A 22,283-nucleotide genomic window follows, 5' to 3' on the forward strand; every position below is an offset into this window, starting at 1 on the left:
CGCTGCCTTTGGCGGGCGTAATGTTGCAAAGATGAAGGGAGGGGTCATGGCGTTGACCCTGACCGAGCTTACGGTTTCGCATTTTCGGTCTCACAAACTGGCGCGGTTGTCTTTGGATGGGCGGCCGGTGGCCATTCATGGGCCGAATGGGGCCGGTAAGACCAACATTCTGGAAGCGGTGTCACTGTTTTCGCCCGGTCGCGGAATGCGGCGGGCCAGTGCCGCCGAGATGACGCGGCGGCCCGAGGCGCTGGGCTGGAAACTGTCCGCAGTGCTGAGCGCGCAGAACCAGAAGTATGAGATTGAAACCTGGTCCGAAGACGGTGCCGCGCGGCAGGTTCGGATTGATGGCAAGGCGGCCAGCCAGATTGATCTGGGTAAACTGGCGCGGGTTGTCTGGCTGATCCCGTCGATGGACCGGCTGTGGATCGAAGGGGCCGAGGGGCGGCGGCGGTTTCTGGATCGCATCGCGCTGAGTTTTGATCCCGCCCATGCCGAAGCCTCGCTGACCTATGAAAAATCCATGCGCGAACGCAACCGGCTGTTGAAAGAACAGGTGCGGGATGCCCATTGGTACGCCGCGCTGGAAGGGCAGATGGCCGACACCGGGCACCGAATTCACGCGGCACGCCTTGCAGCACTGGCGCATCTGCGCGCGGCGCAGGATCAGGCGGAAACCGCATTTCCGTCGGCTGATCTGGAACTGACCCAAACCGAGGGCGCGATGCCTGAGACGGCAGATGATCTGCGCGAGGCTTTGGCCGAAAGCCGGTTTCGCGATCTGGCGGCGGGGCGCACATTGGTGGGGCCACATCGGGCGGATCTGTACGGCGTGTTTGCCGCCAAAGGTGTGCCCGCCAAGGATTGTTCCACCGGAGAGCAAAAGGCCCTGTTGGTCTCGCTGATCCTGTCCAACGCGCGCGCGCTGGCCGGGATGGTTGGCGCGCCGCCGATTGTGCTGCTGGATGAGGTGGCCGCGCATCTGGATGCGGGGCGGCGGGCGGCGCTGTATGATGAGATTTGCGCGCTGGGGGCGCAGGCCTGGATGACGGGCACCGGGCCTGAGCTGTTTTCCGAATTGGGCGACCGGGCCCAGACGCTGATTGTCAGTGAGGGCGAAGAGGGCTCGGTCGTAGCGTCTTAGGCAGGCTCGCCAACTTTACGTTCCCACAGGAAGCCGCGCATAACCTCGTCCACCGGCGTCTGCGCCATGTGGTTGACGTAGTTCGACATGGTTTTCTGTGCCAGACCCAGAACCACATCCAGAACCGCGCGGTGCGAGTAGCCTGCGTCAAAGAACGCCTGCATCTGTTCGTCGGTGACATTGCCGCGCTGGTTCATCATTTGCAGGGTGAAGGTACGCAGCGCCTCAAGCTTGGCAGTAGGCAGCGGGGTTTCGTCACGCAGCGCGTTGGTGATCTCGTCCGAGACCTTCATCATCTTGGCGATGCCGGTATGGGCGGGCACGCAATAGTGGCACTCGTTTTCAACGTTGATGGCCTGCCAGACGACGGTTTTCTCGTCGTTGTCAAAGTCGGTCTGCATGAACAGGTGGTGCAGGACCTGATAGCCTTCCAGATGCTGGGGGCTTTCGGACATGACCTTGTGCAAGCCGGGCAGGCGGCCAAAGGCGGCTTGCGATTTTTCCAGCAGTGGTTTGGACCCTTCGGGGGCGGTGGTCAGGTCATGAGACGGAAAGTCAGCCATGTCGGAACTCCTTTTTCTGGCGGGTGAGTCGTATTTAGTCTTTCTTGAGTGATCGCTCAAGTATATATTTGAGTGAACGTTCAAGAATTGGTGACGCCGATGCCCCGCAAGCCCGCATATGACCGTGACGCGCTGATCGCTCAGGCCAGAGATGTTTTCTGGCGTCAGGGCTGGGCTGGCACGTCGCTGAAGGACCTGGAGCGTGAGTTGAAGCTGAAACCGGGCAGTTTCTATGCCGCGTTCGGATCCAAGGATGCGCTGTATGCGCTGACGCTGGAACGGTACGCGCAAGACGGCGTGGCGCGCCTGACCGCCATGGCCAAGGAATTGGGGCCTTTGGGTGCACTCAAGGCGCAGCCTCGGGTGGTGATCGAGGCCAGTGAAATGCCTGCGCGGGCCTGTATGCTGGCCAAGACCTATGCTGAATTGCAAGCCAAGGGTCACGATCTGGCCGCGCAAGCCAGCCTGCATATGGCCGAGATGAAGACTTGTTTCACGGCGCTGTTTCGCCGCGCGCAGCAGGCCGGTGACATCGGTCCGGATCATGATCCCGACCGGCTGGCGGCGCGGTATCAATCCGATCTGCTGGGCCTGCGGTTGTCTGCTGAACGTGACGATGTGAACGCAGCGGAAATCGCCGCAGATATCGCCGCGGACCTGGATCGGCTTTGATCCGCAGATAACCCGGGCCACTGCCACAAAATGTTGGGGGACCGCGTGACAATCCCCACCAGAAAACGTATAAGTTACCAAAATAATATAGGTACTAACGGCATGTCCGAAGACGCACAGGCACCACAAGAATACGGCGCAGATTCTATCAAAGTTCTCAAGGGCTTAGAGGCGGTCCGCAAGCGCCCCGGGATGTACATCGGTGATACGGACGATGGCTCGGGTCTGCACCACATGGTGTATGAGGTTGTCGATAATGGAATTGACGAGGCGTTGGCCGGTCATGCCGACCATGTGACGGTGAAAATTCACGCGGATTCCAGTGTTTCGGTCAGCGACAACGGGCGCGGAATTCCGGTCGATATCCACCCCGAAGAGGGCGTATCCGCAGCCGAGGTCATCATGACCCAGCTGCACGCGGGCGGTAAGTTCGACAGCAACTCGTACAAAGTGTCCGGCGGTCTGCACGGTGTGGGTGTGTCGGTGGTGAACGCGCTGTCCAACTGGTTGGAGCTGCGCGTTTGGCGCAAGGGCAAAGAGCACGTCGCCCGGTTTGAGGGCGGTGAGACGGTTGAACACCTGAAAGTCGTCGGTGAATGCGGTGACCGGACCGGAACCGAAGTGCGGTTTCTGGCCTCGACCGACACGTTTTCCAATCTGGAGTATTCGTTCGAGACGTTAGAGAAGCGCCTGCGCGAGCTGGCCTTCCTGAACTCGGGCGTTCGTATCATCCTGATCGACGAACGCCCCGCCGAACGGCTTGAGACCGAGCTGTTTTATGAGGGCGGCGTCAAGGAATTTGTCAAATACCTCGACCGCTCCAAGACCTCGGCGATGCCCGAACCGATCTATATCAAGGGTGAGCGGGACGATATCGGCGTGGAAATCGCCATGTGGTGGAATGACAGCTATCATGAGACGGTGCTGCCCTTTACCAACAACATCCCACAGCGCGATGGCGGGACCCATATTGCCGGTTTCCGTGGCGCGCTGACCCGGACGATCAACAATTATGCGCAATCCAGCGGCATTGCGAAAAAGGAAAAGGTCAGCTTTACCGGCGATGACGCCCGCGAGGGTCTGACTTGCGTGCTGTCCGTCAAAGTTCCGGATCCGAAATTCTCCTCTCAGACCAAGGACAAGCTGGTCAGCTCCGAGGTTCGCCCGGCGGTCGAAGGGATGTTGAATGAAAAACTGGCCGAGTGGTTCGAAGAGAACCCCAATGAAGCCAGAATTATCGTCGGCAAAATCATCGAGGCGGCATTGGCCCGGGAAGCCGCCCGCAAAGCCCGCGAACTGACCCGTCGCAAAACAGCGATGGATGTAAACTTTCTGGCCGGTAAGCTTAAGGACTGCTCGGAAAAAGACCCGACAAAAACCGAAGTCTTTCTGGTCGAGGGGGACTCGGCCGGTGGGTCGGCTCAAACGGGCCGCGACAGGCTTACGCAAGCGATCTTGCCCCTAAAGGGTAAGATTCTGAACGTTGAGCGCGCGCGCTTCGATCGGATGCTGGGCAGTCAGGAAATCGGTAACCTCGTCATGGCGCTGGGCACTGGTATCGGGCGCGATGAATTCAATATCGACAAGCTGCGGTACCATAAAATCGTCATCATGACCGACGCGGACGTGGATGGCGCGCATATTCGTACCCTATTGCTGACGTTCTTCTATCGGCAGATGCCGGCACTGATCGAAGGCGGTTACCTCTACATCGCGCAACCGCCGCTTTACAAAGTGTCGCGCGGCAAGTCCGAGGTGTATCTGAAAGATCAGGCGGCGATGGATGAATACCTGGTCAATCAGGGCGTCGAAGGGGCAGTGCTGAAACTCGGCTCGGGTGAGGAAATCATCGGGCAAGACCTGACCCGCGTGGTGGATGAAGCGCGTCAGCTCAAACGCGTGCTGGACGCCTTTCCGACCCATTACCCGCGCCACATTCTGGAGCAGGCCGCTGTTGCGGGCGCCTTCGTTCCGGGCGCTGTGGATGCCGATTTGCAGGGCGTGGCCGACAAGGTTGCCGCCCGTCTCGACCTGATCGCGCTGGAATATGAGCGCGGCTGGCAAGGCCGGATCACGCAGGATCACGGCATCCGTCTGGCCCGTATCCTGCGCGGTGTCGAAGAAGTGCGCACACTGGATGGCCCGATGCTGCGCTCGGGCGAGGCGCGCAAGACCGGCAGCTTTACCCAAAGCCTGCAAGAGATCTACAACACCCCCGCAACCCTTGTGCGCCGCGACCGGATGCAGGCGGTCCACGGCCCGCTGGACCTGCTGCGCGCCATTCTGGAAGAAGGCGAAAAGGGTCTGTCTCTGCAACGCTACAAGGGTCTGGGGGAGATGAACCCCGATCAGCTGTGGGAAACCACGCTGGACCCGGATGCGCGCACACTGTTGCAGGTGCGGGTGGACGATATGGTCGAAGCTGATGATCTGTTCACCAAGCTGATGGGCGACGTGGTGGAACCCCGCCGCGAATTCATCCAGAAAAACGCGTTGAGCGTGGAGAACCTGGATTTTTGAGCCCGTGTAGGTGCGCCCAAAGCTTTGCATTTCGCCTAAAGATTTGCATCTTTGGCCCAAAACCTTGGGCGCAATAGCCACCCATTAAATTTCGAATTCAAAGCTAATTTCGCACAGTGCAAATTTTGGTTGGTCCCATGCCATGGTCGTGGCCCCCGCGAAGCTTGAGGACTGCCGCTTCCAGCCGATTGTGTTGAAAAACTCCGAATTTCAGATGTCGCAATTTTTCGGAAAGAACCCGTGATACCGAAAAGTCAGATGAGATTTGCCATGAGGCGCAGTGAGCTGCCCCATGAGCAGCAGAAGACCAATTTGGCCGAAACCCCTCGCCTTGAAAAGTTGGCCGGGCTGTACGGACAGAAAAATCACCGATTTCGTCAAAAAACGGAGTTTTTCAACACAATCGGCCCGAAGCGGACATTCACAACTGGACTTTGTAGTTCCCGAGATCGGGGCAAAGCACAATTTCGGCTAGAGTTCACATAGGATTGCTTTCGGGCAGGCTAAGAATATCTCTTTTCGCCGCTGAAAGAGACGCGTCTGTCTTCTCAAAACCCACTAGAACTTTCCGTTGTCGTTCTTCCATTCGTTGCGCGGAGGAATGGGCGTGCAAGTGGTCCAGTGCTCGACGATCTTGCCATCGGCTAGACGAAACAGGCTGAATAGGCCTGCATGTTGTCCATCCCGTCGTCCTTCAATCATACAAAGGGCGAAATTCCCCTCGGCCAGGACACGGTGGAGTTTCTGATGGGCGATTCTAGGCGCGCCGTTTTGCTCTTCATTAAGTGCGGCGCGCAGCGAAGCGATCCCGTCAGCGATCTCTGGATCGTGCTGGATAAGGTCGGTTGCGAGATATGTCGCCATCAACTCGAATTTCCGTTCGATCAGGACGCGTTCCACAAATGCACGGACCAATTCCCGATTGCCCTCGGTCTTATCGAGATCTGTGACTACAGTCTCCCCATCCAACATTGTTCGGCCTGATGGATTCGGGGATTGGATCTCTTGAATATTGTCCCAATGTTCAACCGCCCTCCCGTCTTCAAAGCGAAATACTTCAAACGCAATTTCCACGCCGTTGAAGTCGTACTCATTGTGCGCAAATGCGAAATCACCATCCTGGAAAACCCGGAAAAAAGTGACACGCGGGTTTGCCTTGGCCAAACGCGCAAAAAGTTCTGCCAATCCAGGGCTTCCTTCGCCTGTACGTGGGTTATGCTGAATATACTTGCTTTCATTAACAACAGCAGCCGCCTCTGAATCGCCGGTTTCGATACCCTTGAGAAGCTTCATAAGTAACTGTTTTTTGGATGTCATAATGCGCGTTTCTCATGGTTCTTTCGTCACTAAAAGTAGACCATGCCAACCAACGCGGGAACAAGGCAGGTTCTTCTGACAAGGCCGTTAGTGTTGCGGTTCTCCGCAGCAAGCATGATTGGCTGGTCGCAGTCCTAAGCAAACCGTGTGTTGAAGTGGTATCAATGGAACCCAACCACAGCTAGAACTAGAGCATTGGATAAAGTTCGCTAAGGCTCTGGATATGGTCAAAAAAATAGTGATTTGCTGCGATGGAACTGGCAACGAGATAAAGGAAAATCAGTCTAACGTTCTCAAATTCTACCGTGTGCTGAAGGAAAATAGAAACCAAATCGGCTTTTATGATCCAGGTGTTGGAACTATCTCCAACAGCGGGGCATGGAGCCGAATAAAGAACCAAGCAAAAGGTGTATTTGCGCTAGCGACAGGATATGGACTCGATGGGAACGTACTCGACGCGTACCGCTTCCTAATCCGGCACTACCAAGACGGGGACCAGATTTATCTGTTCGGTTTCTCGCGAGGCGCGCATACGATCAGGGTCCTCGCCGGCTTCATCAATATGGTGGGGTTACTTCATTCGCACCAAGAGCATCTCTGCTCTTATGCTCTAACCGCTTACAAACAATCCAGTTCAATGGACGAGTTTGACATTGCTTGGCGGGTACAAGAGGTATTGGACACGAGGCGTACAACAATTCGCTTCATGGGCTCCTGGGACACAGTAGCGTCTGTCATCGTGCCGCGTCCCGACCGACTGTACTTACCGTCCTTAGAGGCCTTGCCGTACACGCAACGAAACCCTTGTGTCCAAGTGTTTCGACAAGCCTGCGCTATCGACGAAACGCGTCGAATGTTTCGACTTTCCAGGTGGGCTCAACCGCAGAAGTTTAAAGCAAATCCCTTTATCAAAGACGAGGATGCGGTTGAACAAGATATTCTCCAAGTTTGGTTTGCAGGAGTTCACGGAGACATCGGCAGCGGCTATCCAGAACAGGAAAGCGGCGCTGCAAAGTATCCGTTAGCATGGATGATAGACGAAGCCAGAAAGCACGGTTTGACATTCAGAGAAACGATGGTGAAGCGGCTGGTAAGAGGAGAAAATCCAAAAAATGTAGAGCCGGGTAGCAAGCGCGATTATTCCGCTCCGCAGCCAGATGCGGTTCTTCACGACTCTATGACCTTTTTTTGGAAACCACTGGAGTACTTGCCAAAGAAGAAGAAATACCACGACGATCCGAACGTTCAGCAGGTAGGTGGATTTTACCTTCCCTTTAAGGAGCCAAGAAACATTCCATACGATGCCATCGTTTGTCCGTCGTCATATAAAATGGGACATCAGAGCGGCTTGATTATTGGAGGCTCTGGTTCGTTAACGTGATTGATTATGCGGCTTGTTTTTGATGTTGCAAGCGGCGCTGTTGGATTGTCAGCTTCTTGATCTTTGCCCTTTCTCTGATGATGGCTTTGTCACGCCCGAAGTAGACGTCTGCCGGTGTGACGTTGTTCAGGCTCTCGTGGTATCGCTCGTTATTGTAGTAATCGACGAAAGCCTCGATCTGACGTTCCAGATCGCCGGGCAGGTAGTAGTTTTCCAGCAGAACCCGGTTCTTCATGGTTTGATGCCAACGCTCGATCTTGCCCTGGGTTTGCGGGTGGAACGGAGCGCCGCGAACATGGCCCATCTTTTGGTCTTCCAGCCATTCGGCCAAATCGCCGGAGATGTAACAGGACCCATTGTCACTCAGCAGGCGTGGCTTGTGCCGAACGATGGCCTGGTCGCATCCAGATGCCGCCAGAGCCAGTTCGATTGTGTCAGTCACGTCTTCGGCCCGCATGTTTGTGCAGAGCTTCCAGGCAACGATATAGCGGCTGAAATCGTCCAGGATCGTGCTGAGATAAAACCAGCCCCAGCCGATGATCTTGAAGTAAGTGAAGTCGGTCTGCCACATCTCGTTGATGGCGGTGGTTTTATCCGTGAACTCGTCGGCTGCTTTGATCACGACGTAGTCTGGTGCGGTAATCAGATCAGCTTCCTTCAAAAATCGATAAGCAGATGATTCAGAAATAAAATACCGCTTTTCGTCGGTGTATTTGACCGCCAGCTCCCGTGTCGTTAACACCTCATGTTCCAACGCAAACTCGATCAGATCATCCCGCCTAGCTTGTGGAATGCGGTTCCAGACAGACTTTGGGCAAGGTGAGCGATCCGCCAGGGCATCAAAGCCGCCTTCGACATAGCGATCATACCAACGATAAAATGTCGTGCGGGGGATGCCCAGCATGTCCAGGGTCTGCTTGGTGGGCAGATGGGACCCCTCAACGGTGCGGATGATCTCCAGTTTCTCAGAGGCAGGGTATCTCATTCCTCGAACTCCCCAGCCCCTGTCATGCTTTTTTTGAGCAGGCGGTTTTCAAGGGTCAGATCGGCGACGCATTCCTTCAGTGCCGTCGCCTCGGATCGAAGCTCCTTCACTTCAGGCGACGTCGCTTGCCGGGCTGTATCGCCAGACAGACGGCGTTTCCCGGCTTCGAGGAACTCCTTTGACCAGCTGTAATACAGGCTCTCAGAAATGCCCTCGCGCCGACACAGTGCCGAGATGCTTTCCTCACCACGAAGACCCGCCAAAACAATGCGGATCTTCTCCTCCGCCGAATAGGTTTGCCGCGTCTTGCGGCGGATGGTTTTGACCAACTTGGTAGCCGAAGCTTTGCTGGTTCCGGATTTCTTGTTCATCTTCACTCCTTGACGGTTACGATGAACCAGAAATCCTCCGTTGTTCAAATCCTCAAATCTGTCCCACAGGTGCTGACGTCAAACAGTCTCCACAGCACATCGTGATGCTGAGGCACGTGACCTGACGACTGGGAACGTGATCCGCGAGAAGCTGGCACACTTTGAGGAGCTGACCGGTGGCTTCGATTTTGCCGAAGTGGTCAGGCGCTACTGGGAAGGCCATGAAACTGGAGAAGACGAACTGAAATCAGCGGCACTGCGGTGGCTACGCGGGGAGTATGCTACCCGCACGGATGCTCGCAAGGCTCTTGGAGTCCGTACAATCATCAACGACGCAAGTGTTTATGACCACCTCAAGCTGATGTCTGCATTTACAGTAGAAGCGGGTTACAAAGGTTTGCTTGTTGGTATGGATGAGATGGTGAACCTCTATAAACTCACCTCGTCACAAGCCCGCAACGCCAACTATGAGCAAATTTTGCGCATCTTGAATGATGTCCTCCAGGGCAGCGCGCAGAACCTCGGTTTCCTGATGGGCGGAACACCGGAGTTTCTGATGAACACCCGACGGGGGCTTTACAGTTATGAGGCGCTTCAATCGCGTCTCGCTGAAAACACCTTTGCGCGGGACGGTCTCGTGGATCTGTCTGGGCCGGTCATACGCTTGGCGAGTCTGACCCCGGAAGATTTGTTTGTTCTGCTGGCGAACGTGCGTGGTGTCATGCAGGGGGAAGAGGCTGCACTGCCCGACAATGCGCTGGAAGCGTTTATGACGCATTGTTCCGAGCGCATTGGAGAAGCCTATTTTCGCACTCCACGCAACACTGTGACGGCCTTTGTAAACCTGCTTGCGGTTCTAGAGCAAAACCCGGGCGTGGGGTGGTCAGACTTGATTGATCAGATTGAGGTTGCTGGCGATCAAGGGGATGACCTCAGTGATATCGACGAAGCTACCGGATCGCAGCCCACCGAGAAAAATGACGACCTCGTCAGTTTCCGGCTGTAACGCGGCCCGATGACAACTGCCTTCGACAAGCTCGCACGCCCCGTTCAGAAATGGGCGCGTTCCAAAGGCTGGCGTGAGTTGCGCCAGATACAAGCTGATGCAATTCACGCGGTTATGGACAGTGACCGCGATCTCATCATCTCGGCTACAACTGCCGGAGGGAAGACCGAGGCTGCGTTCCTGCCGTTGATTTCACAGGTCTTGGCCGATCCTGCCGACGTTAGTGGCTTTGATCTTCTATACATCGGTCCTCTTAAGGCGCTAATTACTGATCAAGCCATGCGGCTGGAAGACATCTGCCGTGACGCAGAGTTGCCGGTTTATCCCTGGCATGGAGATGTCTCAAGCAGTGTGAAAACTCGCGCAACGAAGTCGCCCAAAGGCATTTTGTTGATCACACCTGAATCCCTCGAGGCGCTGTTTGTCCGGCGCGGTCTCGAAATTCCGCGTCTGTTTGGTGCGACACGGGCGGTCGTGATCGATGAGTTGCATAGCGTCTTAGATTGTGAGCGCGGCGTGCAGATGCGCTCTCTACTGACAAGGCTGGAAATAGCGGTGAAACGCCCGATCCGTCGCATCGGCCTGTCAGCCACGCTTGGTGATATGAACATAGCAAGTGTGTACTTGCGGCCGGATAGCGCAAATGCTGTTAAGCTGATCGAGGCCGAGGGAGGAGAAGCTGAACTTCTCTTGCAGTTGCGCGGTTATGTGTCAGGGGGTGAAGGTGAAAACACACCTTCAGCAACGGATGCCGTCTCTGAGCACTTGTTCCAGCACTTGCGTGGCAGCGACAACCTCGTTTTTGCAAGCAGACGTGACCATGTCGAAATATACGCAGACCGGCTGCGCGAATTCTGCGAGAAGTCCCACTTGCCCCAGGAATTTTACCCACATCACGCCAGCCTTTCCCGTGAACACAGGGATTTTGTAGAAAAGAGGTTGAAGGACGCAAACCAGCCAACCACCGCCGTTTGCACGTCGACGTTGGAATTGGGGATCGACATTGGTGATGTGACCTGTGTGGCCCAAGTCGGGGCGCCCTTCAGCGTTGCGGCGTTGCGTCAAAGGCTGGGGAGATCTGGGCGCCGCAAAGGACAGCCCGCGGTCCTGCGCCAATATGCGATAGAAGCAAGGCTGGATAGTAAGAGCAGTTTTGTGGATCAGCTCAGACTCGGTCTGATCCGGTCCGTTGCGATGATCGAGCTGTTGCTCGAGGGGTGGTGCGAACCTCCGAGGCCGGATGCCCTCCACCTATCCACGCTGGTTCATCAAGTTCTTTCAGTCATTGCAGAACGCGGAGGAGCCCAAGCAAGCAGGCTCTATCGCCTTCTATGCCAGGAAGGACCATTCCGACAGGTAGGCACGGACCTGTTTCTGGATGTTCTCAGGGCAATGGGGCGCGCTGAAGCCGGTCTAATCGAACAATCGCCCGATGGTCTTCTACTGCTTGGCGCAGCGGGGGAGCGTCTGGTCGAACACTACAGTTTCTATGCCGTATTCAAAACACCCGAAGAGTTTCGCCTTGTTGCTGACGGTAAAGAGCTTGGTACTCTGCCCATCGACAACATCCTGTCTCCGGGGATGCTTCTTATTTTCTCCGGGCGCAGATGGGTGGTTCAAGAAATCCACGATCTGGAAAAGGTCATCCTTGTGAAACCTGCAAAGGCTGGCGTACCACCACTGTTCGGTGGCGACCCGGGAATGATCCATGATCGCGTCATAGAAAAAATGTTTGAAGTCTACGAAGGCAATTTCGAACTGGCCTATATGGATCAGACTGCTCTGGGCCTGCTCGAGGAGGCCCGCAGAAACTTTTGTCTCTGGGGTTTCTCTGGTTCACCCATCGCGGATACTGGACAAGGATCGTACGCTCTCGCAACCCGTTGCGGAACTATCAAAACGACCACACTGGCCATGGCACTGGGAGCGTACGGATTTGAAGTGACACAGCATGACGGCTTCCTCTTAGTAGAGGCTGGAGACGCTGAAATGCCGCTGCATCAAACTCTTGCGCGACTACCACCAAATGAGGCTATGGACTTGTTTGCGCATTCGCCAAATCTGATCTTTGAAAAGTTTCATGGGTATCTGACGGTGGATTTGCTTGTGCAGGACGCACTATCGTCGCGTGTGCAAATTGAGTGTTTTCAAAGTATCTGTGACATTATCGCCAATAAATGAAATCGGAAACCTACTTCCACAATTCGATCCGGCGACTGCTTTAGACCCTCCTAGAGCCGGTGACTAAGGGCCGATTACTTCAAAAGGAGCGTTTGAATCAGCAGCAATTCAGACTGACAGAAGCAACTTTAGTTGGCGGAAAGGTAAGTTAATTGGTCAAAAGGCAAAATATCTCTGCATTTGACACTTAAAATATTGGTCGGAGTGAGAGGATTCGAACCTCCGACCCCTGCCTCCCGAAGACAGTGCTCTACCAGGCTGAGCTACACTCCGACCGTGGCGGGTGATCTATACCCGAGGATTTGGATGTGCAAGAGGGATTTTAGGCGCCATCGACGATTTGGTCTGACCGGTTAGCGGACCACCTTTGTATGCTTTTGTCAGCCAAGGGGGGCGGTCCGGTACAGCCGGACTTTCGTGCCGCCGTGATCCACGATCGGCCCCAAAGGAAGCAAGGGCAGACGTGTGGACCGGGCCAGTGATGGGTTGCTTGTTACGATACCAACCCGCCAGCCTCTGAACCTGGACATGAGCACCTTACCCAGGCTGCCGTAAAGAGAGCGAAGCCGCTTTTCATCGCCGATTCTTGCGCCATAAGGTGGGTTAACGATGACCAGCCCTGCGAGGCCGGGCGGGGGTTTTATGTCGCTGATTGACCGGCACTGAAAACTGGTGTTTGCGGTCACACCTGACTGTTCTGCATTGGTGGTGGCCGCGTCGACCGCCCCCGCGTTGCGGTCCGATCCCAGGAAAACCAAATCCGTTTCTGACGACGGCTGCTGTGCGCGCATTGAAGTCCAGGCATCCGAATCGAAAGCCGCTAGATGTTCGAAAGCGAAGTTACGAGAGCGCCCGGGCAGCAACCCAAGGGCAATCTCGGCAGCTTCGATGACGAAAGTACCGGACCCGCACATCGGGTCCAGAACAGGCTCGGACCCGTCAAACCCACATTCGCGCAGGAACATCGCGGCCATCGTCTCGCGCATTGGCGCTTTGGCGATTGCGGGTTTGTGGCCCCGTTTGTGCAGAGGGTCACCGGAGCTGTCTACGGAAAACGTGCAGATGTCTTTTTCGATGCGCAGCAGAACCCGCACGGCCGCCTCGGATGAAATCGGTGCGCCAAGGGTCTCGGTGATGGCGTTCTCGATGCGCTGGCGAGCGGCTCCGGCGTGATAGATGCGTGATTTCCGGCTTGTCGCCTCGACCCGGACGGCAACGTCCGGGCGCAAAAAATCAGACCATGGAAATTTGCGTGCCCGTTTGTCCAGTTGCGCCAAATGAACAGCCGGAAAACTGCCAAGCCTGACCAACACCTTGTTGGCCCCGCGCAGGCACAGGTTGGCGCGCCAGACCTCGGACCAGCTGCCGCGGCAGCTGACGCCACCTGCAACCTGCCGGGCGTCGGCGAATCCCTGTTCGGTGACCTCGGCGTGCAAGGGGGCTTCGAGGCCGGGCGTGGCCACAAGAAAGATTTCCAGATCGTCAGATGTGTTCATTCTGGCTGGTTACACCGGAAACGCCGTCAGCGCGATACGCAATTTGCCTGACAAAGCCATCAGATTATTCTATCAGATGAAAGGAATACGAGGGTCATCCTTGCAGTTGGGCGGTAACTGGTTTGCGTTTGTGACCGTCCACGCGTAAAGGGTCCGTGATCGAAATTGCGCTTGCGGATTTCGGCTGGATTTTGACGCTTTTGCGACACTGCCGGTGGGAATATCCGCGCTATTTAACGCCAACCTGATTATGGTCGGGGATAGCGGGCACAGAAAAAAGGCTTGGAAGAACGTAGCGACATGCAAACTTTCAAACTGAAAAAGGGGTTGGAACTGCCGGTGCAAGGTGCGCCGGATCAGGCTATCCAACCGGGTCCTGAATTTTCTTCAGTTGGTGTATTGGGGGCCGATTATCTGGATCTCAAACCACGGATGCTGGTTCAGGAAGGCGATGAAGTTCAGCGCGGAACGCCGCTGTTTTGTCACAAGGATGCGCCCGAGGCGATGATGGTTGCCCCGCTCAGCGGTAAGGTCGTTGCCATCAACCGCGGTGCGCGCCGGGTGTTGCAAAGCGTGGTGATCGCGATTTCGGACGCCAACGACGCGGGCATTGATTTTTCGGGAATCGGTGACACAACCAGCGCCGAGGGCGTGGCGGCCAAACTATGCGCCGCCGGGCTGTGGACTGCTTTCCGCACCCGTCCGTACTCGAAAATGCCCGCGCCGGGCACGGCACCGGCGGCGATCTTTGTGACCGCGATGGATAGTGAACCGCTGGCGGGTGACGCTGCTGTCATTATCAATGATGCGGGCGACGCCTTTGCAACGGGGCTTGAGGCGGTTTCCAAGCTGACCGGAGGCAAGACCTATCTGTGCCACAAAGAAGGTGAGGCGGTTCCCGGGGCGGATGTGCCCGGCGTCGAGGCGGCGGCCTTTTCCGGCCCGCATCCGGCTGGTCTGGCCGGAACCCATATCCATTTCCTCGAACCTCTGGCCGGTGACAAACAGGTCTGGACCATCGGGTATCAGGATGTGATCGCCATCGGGCGGCTGATGCAAACCGGTCATCTTGATCCCAATGTTGTGATCGCACTTTCCGGTCCCGGGGTGCGCCAGCCGCGCCTGATCCGCACTGCCATGGGCGCTTCGACGGATGATCTGATCCGCGATGAAATCGATGTAGACGGCACCCCTCGTGTGATTTCGGGTTCAATCCTGTCAGGGCACCTTGCCGATGGGCCCCGGGCCTATCTGGGCCGGTTCGCACGTCAGGTCTGTGTCATCCGCGAAGACCCGGATCAGATTCCAATGGGCTGGATTCGACCAATGCCGTCGAAATACGCGGTGCAGCCGGTTCTGGGGTCTGCATTTGCCAGAAAGCTGTATGCCTTCACCTCTAACCTGAACGGCGGGCGGCGTGCGATGGTTCCGACAGGCACGTTCGAAGACCTGATGCCGCAGGATTACCTGCCGACGCAGTTGGTGCGCGCGCTGTTGGTAATGGATACGGATGCCGCACAGGCGCTGGGTGCGCTAGAGCTGGACGAAGAGGATCTGGGCCTGATCGGCTTTGCCTGTCCCGCAAAATATGAATACGGGCAGGCGCTGCGCGACTGCCTGTCCAAGATTGAAAAGGAGGGCTGAGCCACATGGGTTTGCGCAGCTTCTTTGACCGGATCGAGCCGAACTTTACCAAGGGCGGCAAGTACGAAAAGTACTTCCCCATCTACGAGATGGTGGAGAGCTTTATCTACACTCCGAAAACTGTCACCAGTGTCGCGCCGCACACGCGGTCCTATGTGGATATGAAGCGGATCATGACCTATGTCGTGATCGCGACGATCCCTTGTATCCTGTGGGGGATGTGGAATACCGGCTATCAGGCCAATTCTGCCATCGCCGGGCTGGGACCGGATGCCGCAACCGGGTGGCGGATCGCAATTTTGCAGCTGTTCGGCATCTCGCTGGACCCGGGCAGCATCTTTGCCAATGTGGTGCACGGGTTGCTGTATTTCCTGCCGATCTACATCGTGACCTTGGTTGCCGGTGGTATTTTCGAGGTCATCTTTGCCACCGTGCGCGGGCATGAGGTGAACGAGGGGTTCCTTGTTACTTCAATGCTTTACACGTTGATCATGCCTGCGACCACGCCGCTGTGGCAGGTGGCGCTTGGCATCATTTTCGGCGTGGTGATCGGCAAAGAAGTCTTTGGCGGCACCGGCAAGAACTTTCTCAACCCCGCGCTTGTGGGGCGGGCGTTCCTGTATTTTGCCTATCCGGCGCAGATGTCGGGCGACTCGGTCTGGACCCCGGTTGACGGGTTCTCGGGCGCGACGGCCTTGGCAGTGTCAGCCGCCGATGGGTATCAGGCACTGGCTGCGGATGGCATCACCTGGTGGAACGCGTTCTTCGGCACAATTCAGGGCAGCTTTGGCGAAACATCAACATTGGCGTGTATGGTTGGGTTGGCCTTCCTGCTGATGACAAGGATCGCTAATTACCGGCTGATCGTGGGGTGTCTGGCCGGTACAATCGCGTTCACCTGGCTGTTGAACCTGGTCGGATCGGACACCAATCCGATGTTCGCGATGCCGTGGTACTGGCATGTGGTTCTGGGCGGTTATGCCTTTGGTCTGGCCTTCATGGTGACCGAGCCTGTCTCCGCCAGCCACACCAACGTTGGGCGTTACATCTATGGTGCGTTGATCGGTGTCATGGTTGTGTTGATCCGTGTGGTGAACCCGGCTTTCCCCGAAGGCATGATGCTGGCAATCCTGTTCGGTAACGTCTTTGCGCCGCTGATCGACTATTTCGTGGTACAGGCAAACATCAAACGGAGGGCGCGTCGCCATGTCTGATACGCAATCCCCAGAACCCAAGGGCGCGATTGCCCGGTTCCTGGCGGCCTCGCCGGATTCGGTCGGCAAAACCATTTTTGTCGCCGTCGCGATCTGTCTTGTCGCGTCGATGATCGTGTCGGCCGCAGCCGTTAGCCTGCGTCCGGTGCAAGAAGCGAACAAGCTGAAAGACAAGCAGGTCAACGTGTTGCAGGTGGCGGGTGTCTATGAGTCGGGCATCAACGTGACCGAGGCTTTTGCCGCGTTCGAACCGCATGTGCTGGATCTGGCCACCGGCGAATTTGTCGACGATCAGTTCGATCCGGCCACGTTTGACGATCAGGCTGCCGCATCTGATCCGGACCTCAGCGTCGCGCTGGACAGTGATCCCGCCGGGATTGGCCGCAAGGCCAAGTATCGCGTGATCTATCTGTTGCGCGATGACTCTGGCGCGTTGGATAAGGTGATCTTGCCGCTGCACGGCTACGGGCTTTGGTCTACGCTCTATGGCTTTATCGCGCTTGAGAGTAACGGCAACGATATTTTTGGCCTGCAATTCTATCAGCATGGTGAAACCCCCGGCCTTGGGGCTGAGGTGGATAATCCACGCTGGAAAGAGCTGTGGAACGGCAAAAAGCTGCGCGATGACGCGGGTGAATTGCAGATCACTGTATCCAAGACGCAGCCTGCGGCCGGGCCGGATTTCTATGTTGACGCGTTGGCCGGTGCCACGCTGACCTCGGTCGGTGTCGATAACCTGGTGAAATTCTGGATGGGCGATGCGGGCTACGGTCCCTTCCTGACCAAACTGCAAGCAGGAGATCTTTGATGTCCCAGACAAAGAAAGAGCTGTTGGTCGACCCGCTTGTCGACAACAATCCGATTACGTTGCAGGTGCTGGGCATCTGTTCTGCGCTGGCGGTGACGTCGTCGCTGCAGGTTGCGTTTGTCATGGCCCTGGCGGTGACATTTGTGACCGCGTTTGCGTCGATGTTCATCTCAATCCTGCGCAACCAGATCCCCGGTTCGATCCGGATCATCGTGCAGATGGTGATCATCGCCTCGCTGGTGATCCTGGTGGATCAGATCCTCAAGGCATATGCGTTCCAGATTTCGAAGACCCTGTCGGTCTTTGTCGGTTTGATCATCACCAACTGTATCGTGATGGGCCGCGCCGAAGCCTTTGCCATGAAGAACCCGCCGATGGCCTCGTTCATTGACGGTGTCGGCAACGGGCTGGGCTATGGTCTGATCCTGTTGCTGGTTGGCTTTATCCGTGAGCTGTTCGGCTCGGGCAGCTTGTTTGGCGTGACGATCCTGCAAACGGTGAACAATGGTGGCTGGTATGTGCCCAACGGGTTGCTGCTGTTGCCGCCGTCGGCCTTTTTCGTGATCGGTCTGCTGATCTGGGCTTTCCGTACGTGGAAGCCGAAACAGGTTGAAGAACGTGAATACAAAATCCAGCAGGTAGAGGCGCACTGATGGAAGGGCTTATCTCTCTGGCCGTAAAGGCCGTTTTTGTCGAAAACCTTGCGCTTAGCTTTTTCCTTGGCATGTGTACGTTCATCGCCGTGTCAAAAAAGATCTCGACCGCGCTGGGTTTGGGGATATCGGTCATGGTCGTGCAGGCCATCACGGTGCCCACAAACAACCTGCTGCTGACCTATCTTCTGAAGCCGGGCGCGCTGGCCTGGGCTGGATTTCCCGATGTGGACCTGACCTTCCTCGGCCTGATCTCATACATTGGTGTGATCGCCGCGATGGTTCAGATTCTGGAGATGGTGCTCGATAAGTATTTCCCGCCGCTATACAACGCGTTGGGTATCTTTCTGCCGCTGATTACGGTGAACTGCGCCATACTGGGTGGGTCGCTGTTCATGGTGGAACGCGACTATAACTTTGCTGAGGCCGCGACCTATGGCCTGTCTTCGGGTTTTGGCTGGGCGTTGGCGATCACTGCAATGGCCGGGGTTCGGGAAAAGCTGAAATATTCAGATATTCCCGACGGGCTGCAGGGTCTGGGCATCACCTTCATCACCGCAGGACTGATGGCGATGGCCTTCATGTCCTTCTCGGGCGTGAAGCTGTAAGGAGGGGCCAATGGAAACTTTTAGCCTGGGCGTCGTCCTTTTCACCCTGATCGTTCTTGCGCTGGTGGCCATCATCATGGCGGCACGCTCGCGCCTGGTGTCGACCGGTAATGTCAATATTACCATCAATGGTGAGAAGACCATTGCTGTCCCGGCGGGCGGCAAGCTGCTGCAAACGCTGGCGGCCGAGAAGCTGTTTGTGCCGTCTGCCTGTGGTGGCGGTGGCACCTGCGCACAATGCCGGGTGCGGGTGCATTCGGGCGGCGGGTCGATCCTGCCGACCGAGGAAAGCCACATCACCAAGCGTGAGGCATCTTGCGGCGACCGCCTGTCCTGTCAGGTTGCGGTCAAGCAGGACATGGATATCGAAGTTCCCGAAGAGGTCTTTGGCGTCAAGAAATGGGAATGCACGGTTCGGTCAAACGAAAACGTTGCGACCTTCATCAAGGCGCTGACGCTGGACCTGCCGGAAGGTGAGGATGTCAATTTCCGCGCTGGCGGCTACATCCAGATCGAAGCGCCCGCGCACCAGCTGGCCTATACCGATTTCGATGTCGAAGAAGAATACCGCGAAGACTGGGATCGCTTTAACCTGTGGCAATACAAGTCCGTGGTGAATGAGCCGATCGAGCGCGCCTATTCGATGGCGAACTATCCGGATGAAAAGGGCATGATCATGCTCAACGTCCGGGTGGCCTCACCACCTCCGGGCTCGGAAGGTATCCCCGCCGGTCAGATGTCGTCTTACATCTTTAACCTGAAACCGGGGGATAAGGTGACAATCTCGGGCCCGTTTGGCGAATTCTTTGCCCGCGAGACGGAAAGAGAGATGGTCTTTATCGGTGGTGGTGCGGGCATGGCCCCCATGCGCAGCCACATTTTTGACCAGCTCAAGCGTCTTGAAAACCGGAACCGGAAAATCAGCTTCTGGTACGGCGCGCGATCCAAGAAAGAGATGTTCTTTGTCGAAGATTTCGACTCGCTGGCCAAGGAATTCAGCAATTTCGAATGGCACGTCGCCCTGTCGGACGCGCAGCCCGAGGATGACTGGAAAGGCTACACCGGCTTTATCCACAATGTTCTGTTCGAAGAATACCTCAAGAACCACCCGGCACCTGAGGATTGCGAATATTACATGTGTGGCCCGCCAATCATGAACCAGTCGGTCATCAACATGCTGCTGGATATGGGCGTGGACCGCGAAGACATCATGCTGGATGACTTCGGCGGTTAAGAAGACAAAAAGCCGGTGCACACAGCGCCGGCTTTTCCAATTTTGCGACACTTACAGCCGAAGGTCGTCTTCCTTTTTGGGCAGGCAGGATTTGACGTCGAAAAAGACACTTTGGTCTTTGCCATAGGCGCGAATTTCGGCTGGATCGAGATCCAGAAACTCTTGGTGCGCAACAGCTAGAACAACACCGTCATAGCGGGCTTGCAGTGGCGTTTCTGTCAATGAAACCCCGTATTCTGCCTGCGCGGCGGCAGCATCAACATGCGGGTCGTGAACGTCAACTTTGACCCCATATTCATTAAGCTCGTCGATAATATCAACAACCCTTGTATTGCGCAGGTCCGGGCAGTTTTCCTTGAAGGTCAGCCCCATAACCAGCACCCGGGCCGCGCCCACATCAATGCCATCGCGTATCATCCGCTTGATCAGCTGGGATACGACATAGCCGCCCATACTGTCGTTCAGCCGCCGCCCGGCCAGAATGATCTGTGGGTGATGGCCAACAGATTCCGCCTTATGCGTCAGATAATAGGGGTCCACCCCGATACAATGCCCACCAACCAGACCGGGGCGAAACGGCAGAAAGTTCCACTTGGTGCCCGCCGCGCGCAACACGGCGTCCGTATCAATATCAAGGCGGCCAAAGATCATGGCCAGCTCATTTACAAGGGCGATGTTCAGGTCGCGCTGAGTGTTTTCGATCACCTTCGCAGCCTCGGCCACGCGAATGCTTTCGGCCTTGTGGGTGCCGGCCGCGATGATCCGCCCGTACAGCGCATCCACCAGATCAGCCGCGTCAGGGGTCGAGCCGGACGTTACCTTGCAGATGTCAGATATTCTGTGCGTCTTGTCGCCGGGATTGATCCGTTCGGGGCTGTAGCCCACGAAAAAATCCGTGTTGAACGTCAACCCCGAGGCGCGTTCCAGTACCGGAACGCAGTCTTCCTCGGTTGCGCCGGGGTAAACAGTGGATTCGTAGATCACCAGATCGCCCGGTTTCAGAACGCGCCCGACCGTTTCCGAAGCCGCCAGAAGCGGCGACAGGTCGGGCTGTTTTCCTGCCGTGATCGGTGTTGGTACGGTCACAATGAATGTGTCGCAACCGGCCAGATCGCCAGTTTCGGTTGTGAACGTCAGGCCATCTGCGGCCTCAAGATCGTTGGGCTCAACTTCCTGAGTTGCATCCAAACCCGCGCGCAGGGCTTCGATCCGGGGTGCGTTGATGTCAAATCCCACGACCTGAGCGGTTTTCCCAAAAGCCACCGCCAGCGGCAGCCCGACATAGCCCAGTCCAATGACGGCAATCCTGCGAGAGTTCGGGTCGGTTTCAAACATTCTGGCCCCCTGGATCATTTGCCGTGGTAATCGCGGAACCATTCGACAAACTGCGCGATCCCGTCTTTAAAGTCCGTTTGCGGGCGATAGCCGGTCAGCTTTTGCAACAGGTCATTATTGGCCCAGGTCGCAGGCACGTCTCCCATCTGCATCGGCATATAGTTGCGGATGGCCTTCTTGCCGATGGCGTCTTCGATGGCTTCGATGAAATCCATCAGGCGTACCTTGTCGCCGTTCCCGATATTGACCACGCGCCAGGGCGCGGCGGGGGAAAGGCTGTCGCCGTCCTCGATATCATCGGCACTGGCGGGGCGAACGGGCGGCACGTCGATCAGCAACCTGATTCCGCGGACAAGATCGTTCACATTCGTAAAGTCGCGGTACATGTCGCCATGGTTGTAAACATCAATCGGGCGGTCATCCAGGATCGCATCCACGAACTTATAGAGCGCCAGATCAGGTCGCCCCCAAGTGCCGTACACTGTGAAAAACCGGAACATAGTCGTCGGCAAATCCCACAGATGTGCGTAGGAATGGCCCATCGCCTCATTCGCCTTTTTGGTGGCGGCGTAGATGGTCAGCGGTGTGTCCGCTTTTTCGACCTCGGTAAAGGGCATCTCTTCGTTGGCCCCATACACCGATGAGGTCGACGCCATCAGAAGATGCGCAACCTTGTGTTGCCGGGCCACCTCCATCACGTTGAACGTTCCGACAACGTTCGAATTGATATAGCTGCGCGGGTCTTCCAAGCTGTAACGGACCCCGGCCTGAGCGGCGAGGTGAACGATGACTTCGGGTTTAAAATCATCGGCGACTTGCATCAACCCGTCATGATTTTCCAACCGATCCTCGGTTGCCGTGAACCCCGGCGATTGCATCAGCATCTGGTGGCGGCGTTGTTTCAGGGTGACATCATAGTAATCCGTCATCCCGTCATAGCCGTGTACGCGAAACCCCTCGGACAGCAACAGTTTCGCCAGATGGAACCCAATGAACCCCGCCGTACCCGTGACCAATACCCGTTTCATGCGCCCCTCGACTGCTGATCAGACCTTTTGTGCATCAGGGATACTGTCGCCCGAGCAAGGTCAAGAAGATTTTCCGGATCATGCCCACTTACGCAGCAGGAAACCGGTGCAATTGACGAAACC

The 22,283-nt window shown here is 56.4% G+C and carries 17 protein-coding genes, 1 tRNA gene and 1 pseudogene; 12 read left to right on the forward strand and 7 right to left on the reverse strand.

Going from position 1 to position 22,283, the window contains the following annotated elements; translation table 11 throughout:
- The first annotated feature begins 46 nt into the window (after positions 1-46).
- Positions 47-1,144, forward strand: a complete 1,098-nt coding sequence (recF, locus tag JT51_RS12865; RefSeq protein ID WP_037313214.1) for a DNA replication/repair protein RecF — start codon at positions 47-49, stop codon at positions 1,142-1,144.
- Here the strand turns inward: recF and JT51_RS12870 are convergent.
- A complete protein-coding gene (locus JT51_RS12870; RefSeq protein ID WP_037313216.1) occupies positions 1,141-1,707 on the reverse strand; it encodes a carboxymuconolactone decarboxylase family protein in 567 nt (188 codons plus the stop codon). The two genes, recF and JT51_RS12870, sit on opposite strands and share 4 nt — an antisense overlap.
- A 99-nt stretch (positions 1,708-1,806) precedes the next feature.
- Between JT51_RS12870 and JT51_RS12875 the strand changes: the two genes are divergently transcribed.
- Both JT51_RS12875 and gyrB read left to right on the forward strand, forming a co-directional pair.
- Positions 1,807-2,379 (forward strand): TetR/AcrR family transcriptional regulator, encoded by a 573-nt coding sequence (locus tag JT51_RS12875; RefSeq protein WP_037313218.1) that lies wholly within the window; start codon positions 1,807-1,809, stop codon positions 2,377-2,379.
- 102 nt (positions 2,380-2,481) lie between these two features.
- Entirely contained in the window at positions 2,482-4,899 is a 2,418-nt protein-coding gene (gyrB, locus tag JT51_RS12880) for a DNA topoisomerase (ATP-hydrolyzing) subunit B (RefSeq protein ID WP_037313220.1), read from the forward strand.
- A 558-nt stretch (positions 4,900-5,457) separates the two neighbouring features.
- On the opposite strand, the gene JT51_RS12890 is transcribed toward gyrB, so the two are convergent.
- Entirely contained in the window at positions 5,458-6,216 is a 759-nt protein-coding gene (locus JT51_RS12890) for a nuclear transport factor 2 family protein (protein ID WP_037313224.1), read from the reverse strand.
- Positions 6,217-6,439: 223 nt separating this feature from the next.
- On the opposite strand from JT51_RS12890, the gene JT51_RS12895 reads away from it, so the two are divergent.
- A complete protein-coding gene (locus JT51_RS12895; protein ID WP_037313225.1) occupies positions 6,440-7,597 on the forward strand; it encodes a DUF2235 domain-containing protein in 1,158 nt (385 codons plus the stop codon).
- A gap of 4 nt (positions 7,598-7,601) precedes the next feature.
- Here the strand turns inward: JT51_RS12895 and JT51_RS12900 are convergent.
- Positions 7,602-8,953 (reverse strand): IS3 family transposase gene (locus JT51_RS12900; RefSeq protein WP_419177295.1). Its coding sequence is split into 2 segments (ribosomal slippage): positions 7,602-8,615 and positions 8,618-8,953, totalling 1,350 coding nucleotides; the frame shifts between segments, so codons are not numbered across the junction.
- 109 nt (positions 8,954-9,062) lie between these two features.
- Here JT51_RS12900 and JT51_RS12910 point away from each other — a divergent pair.
- Positions 9,063-9,959 (forward strand): annotated as a pseudogene (locus JT51_RS12910) (BREX system ATP-binding domain-containing protein); the annotation flags it as partial.
- Between the two features lie 9 nt (positions 9,960-9,968).
- A complete protein-coding gene (locus JT51_RS12915; protein ID WP_037313227.1) occupies positions 9,969-12,140 on the forward strand; it encodes a DEAD/DEAH box helicase in 2,172 nt (723 codons plus the stop codon).
- 196 nt (positions 12,141-12,336) lie between these two features.
- Here the strand turns inward: JT51_RS12915 and JT51_RS12920 are convergent.
- Positions 12,337-12,413 (reverse strand) — tRNA-Pro (locus JT51_RS12920).
- Between the two features lie 107 nt (positions 12,414-12,520).
- Positions 12,521-13,636: a THUMP domain-containing class I SAM-dependent RNA methyltransferase gene (locus tag JT51_RS12925; protein ID WP_037313229.1), complete on the reverse strand. Its 1,116-nt coding sequence runs from the start codon at positions 13,634-13,636 to the stop codon at positions 12,521-12,523.
- A gap of 300 nt (positions 13,637-13,936) precedes the next feature.
- On the opposite strand from JT51_RS12925, the gene JT51_RS12930 reads away from it, so the two are divergent.
- From JT51_RS12930 to nqrF, 6 genes are read left to right on the forward strand one after another with little or no spacing between them, the layout of a single operon-like run.
- Positions 13,937-15,280, forward strand: a complete 1,344-nt coding sequence (locus JT51_RS12930; RefSeq protein ID WP_037313230.1) for a Na(+)-translocating NADH-quinone reductase subunit A — start codon at positions 13,937-13,939, stop codon at positions 15,278-15,280.
- A 5-nt stretch (positions 15,281-15,285) separates the two neighbouring features.
- Positions 15,286-16,494 carry an NADH:ubiquinone reductase (Na(+)-transporting) subunit B gene (locus JT51_RS12935; RefSeq protein ID WP_037313232.1) on the forward strand — a complete coding sequence of 403 codons (1,209 nt, stop codon included), beginning with the start codon at positions 15,286-15,288 and terminating at the stop codon, positions 16,492-16,494.
- Positions 16,487-17,302, forward strand: a complete 816-nt coding sequence (locus JT51_RS12940) for a Na(+)-translocating NADH-quinone reductase subunit C (RefSeq protein ID WP_037313233.1) — start codon at positions 16,487-16,489, stop codon at positions 17,300-17,302. The genes JT51_RS12935 and JT51_RS12940 overlap by 8 nt, the downstream gene beginning before the upstream one ends.
- Complete coding sequence (locus JT51_RS12945) at positions 17,302-17,955, forward strand: NADH:ubiquinone reductase (Na(+)-transporting) subunit D (protein WP_037313235.1); 654 nt, start codon at positions 17,302-17,304, stop codon at positions 17,953-17,955. The genes JT51_RS12940 and JT51_RS12945 overlap by 1 nt, the downstream gene beginning before the upstream one ends.
- A complete protein-coding gene (gene nqrE / locus JT51_RS12950) occupies positions 17,955-18,563 on the forward strand; it encodes an NADH:ubiquinone reductase (Na(+)-transporting) subunit E (protein WP_037313237.1) in 609 nt (202 codons plus the stop codon). Before JT51_RS12945 ends, nqrE begins: the two co-directional genes overlap by 1 nt.
- Before the next feature lie 10 nt (positions 18,564-18,573).
- Positions 18,574-19,797: an NADH:ubiquinone reductase (Na(+)-transporting) subunit F gene (nqrF, locus tag JT51_RS12955; RefSeq protein WP_037313238.1), complete on the forward strand. Its 1,224-nt coding sequence runs from the start codon at positions 18,574-18,576 to the stop codon at positions 19,795-19,797.
- A gap of 51 nt (positions 19,798-19,848) precedes the next feature.
- Here nqrF and tviB read toward each other — a convergent pair whose 3' ends face one another.
- Complete coding sequence (gene tviB / locus JT51_RS12960; protein ID WP_037314223.1) at positions 19,849-21,132, reverse strand: Vi polysaccharide biosynthesis UDP-N-acetylglucosamine C-6 dehydrogenase TviB; 1,284 nt, start codon at positions 21,130-21,132, stop codon at positions 19,849-19,851.
- A 14-nt stretch (positions 21,133-21,146) separates the two neighbouring features.
- The gene (locus JT51_RS12965; RefSeq protein ID WP_037313240.1) at positions 21,147-22,160 is read right to left on the reverse strand and encodes a GDP-mannose 4,6-dehydratase; all 1,014 of its coding nucleotides are present in this window, start codon (positions 22,158-22,160) and stop codon (positions 21,147-21,149) included.
- Between the last annotated feature and the right edge of the window lie 123 nt (positions 22,161-22,283).

This window comes from Ruegeria halocynthiae (genome assembly GCF_000743705.1).
Classification (GTDB): domain Bacteria; phylum Pseudomonadota; class Alphaproteobacteria; order Rhodobacterales; family Rhodobacteraceae; genus Ruegeria; species Ruegeria halocynthiae_B.

Excerpts from the sequence above, each read along its gene's own strand:
- recF (WP_037313214.1), top strand. The coding sequence starts at position 47 with ATGGCGTTGACCCTGACCGAGCTTACGGTTTCGCATTTTCGGTCTCAC.
- JT51_RS12870 (WP_037313216.1), bottom strand. The coding sequence starts at position 1,707 with ATGGCTGACTTTCCGTCTCATGACCTGACCACCGCCCCCGAAGGGTCC.
- JT51_RS12875 (WP_037313218.1), top strand. The coding sequence starts at position 1,807 with ATGCCCCGCAAGCCCGCATATGACCGTGACGCGCTGATCGCTCAGGCC.
- gyrB (WP_037313220.1), top strand. The coding sequence starts at position 2,482 with ATGTCCGAAGACGCACAGGCACCACAAGAATACGGCGCAGATTCTATC.
- JT51_RS12890 (WP_037313224.1), bottom strand. The coding sequence starts at position 6,216 with ATGACATCCAAAAAACAGTTACTTATGAAGCTTCTCAAGGGTATCGAA.
- JT51_RS12895 (WP_037313225.1), top strand. The coding sequence starts at position 6,440 with ATGGTCAAAAAAATAGTGATTTGCTGCGATGGAACTGGCAACGAGATA.
- JT51_RS12915 (WP_037313227.1), top strand. The coding sequence starts at position 9,969 with ATGACAACTGCCTTCGACAAGCTCGCACGCCCCGTTCAGAAATGGGCG.
- JT51_RS12925 (WP_037313229.1), bottom strand. The coding sequence starts at position 13,636 with ATGAACACATCTGACGATCTGGAAATCTTTCTTGTGGCCACGCCCGGC.
- JT51_RS12930 (WP_037313230.1), top strand. The coding sequence starts at position 13,937 with ATGCAAACTTTCAAACTGAAAAAGGGGTTGGAACTGCCGGTGCAAGGT.
- JT51_RS12935 (WP_037313232.1), top strand. The coding sequence starts at position 15,286 with ATGGGTTTGCGCAGCTTCTTTGACCGGATCGAGCCGAACTTTACCAAG.
- JT51_RS12940 (WP_037313233.1), top strand. The coding sequence starts at position 16,487 with ATGTCTGATACGCAATCCCCAGAACCCAAGGGCGCGATTGCCCGGTTC.
- JT51_RS12945 (WP_037313235.1), top strand. The coding sequence starts at position 17,302 with ATGTCCCAGACAAAGAAAGAGCTGTTGGTCGACCCGCTTGTCGACAAC.
- nqrE (WP_037313237.1), top strand. The coding sequence starts at position 17,955 with ATGGAAGGGCTTATCTCTCTGGCCGTAAAGGCCGTTTTTGTCGAAAAC.
- nqrF (WP_037313238.1), top strand. The coding sequence starts at position 18,574 with ATGGAAACTTTTAGCCTGGGCGTCGTCCTTTTCACCCTGATCGTTCTT.
- tviB (WP_037314223.1), bottom strand. The coding sequence starts at position 21,132 with ATGTTTGAAACCGACCCGAACTCTCGCAGGATTGCCGTCATTGGACTG.
- JT51_RS12965 (WP_037313240.1), bottom strand. The coding sequence starts at position 22,160 with ATGAAACGGGTATTGGTCACGGGTACGGCGGGGTTCATTGGGTTCCAT.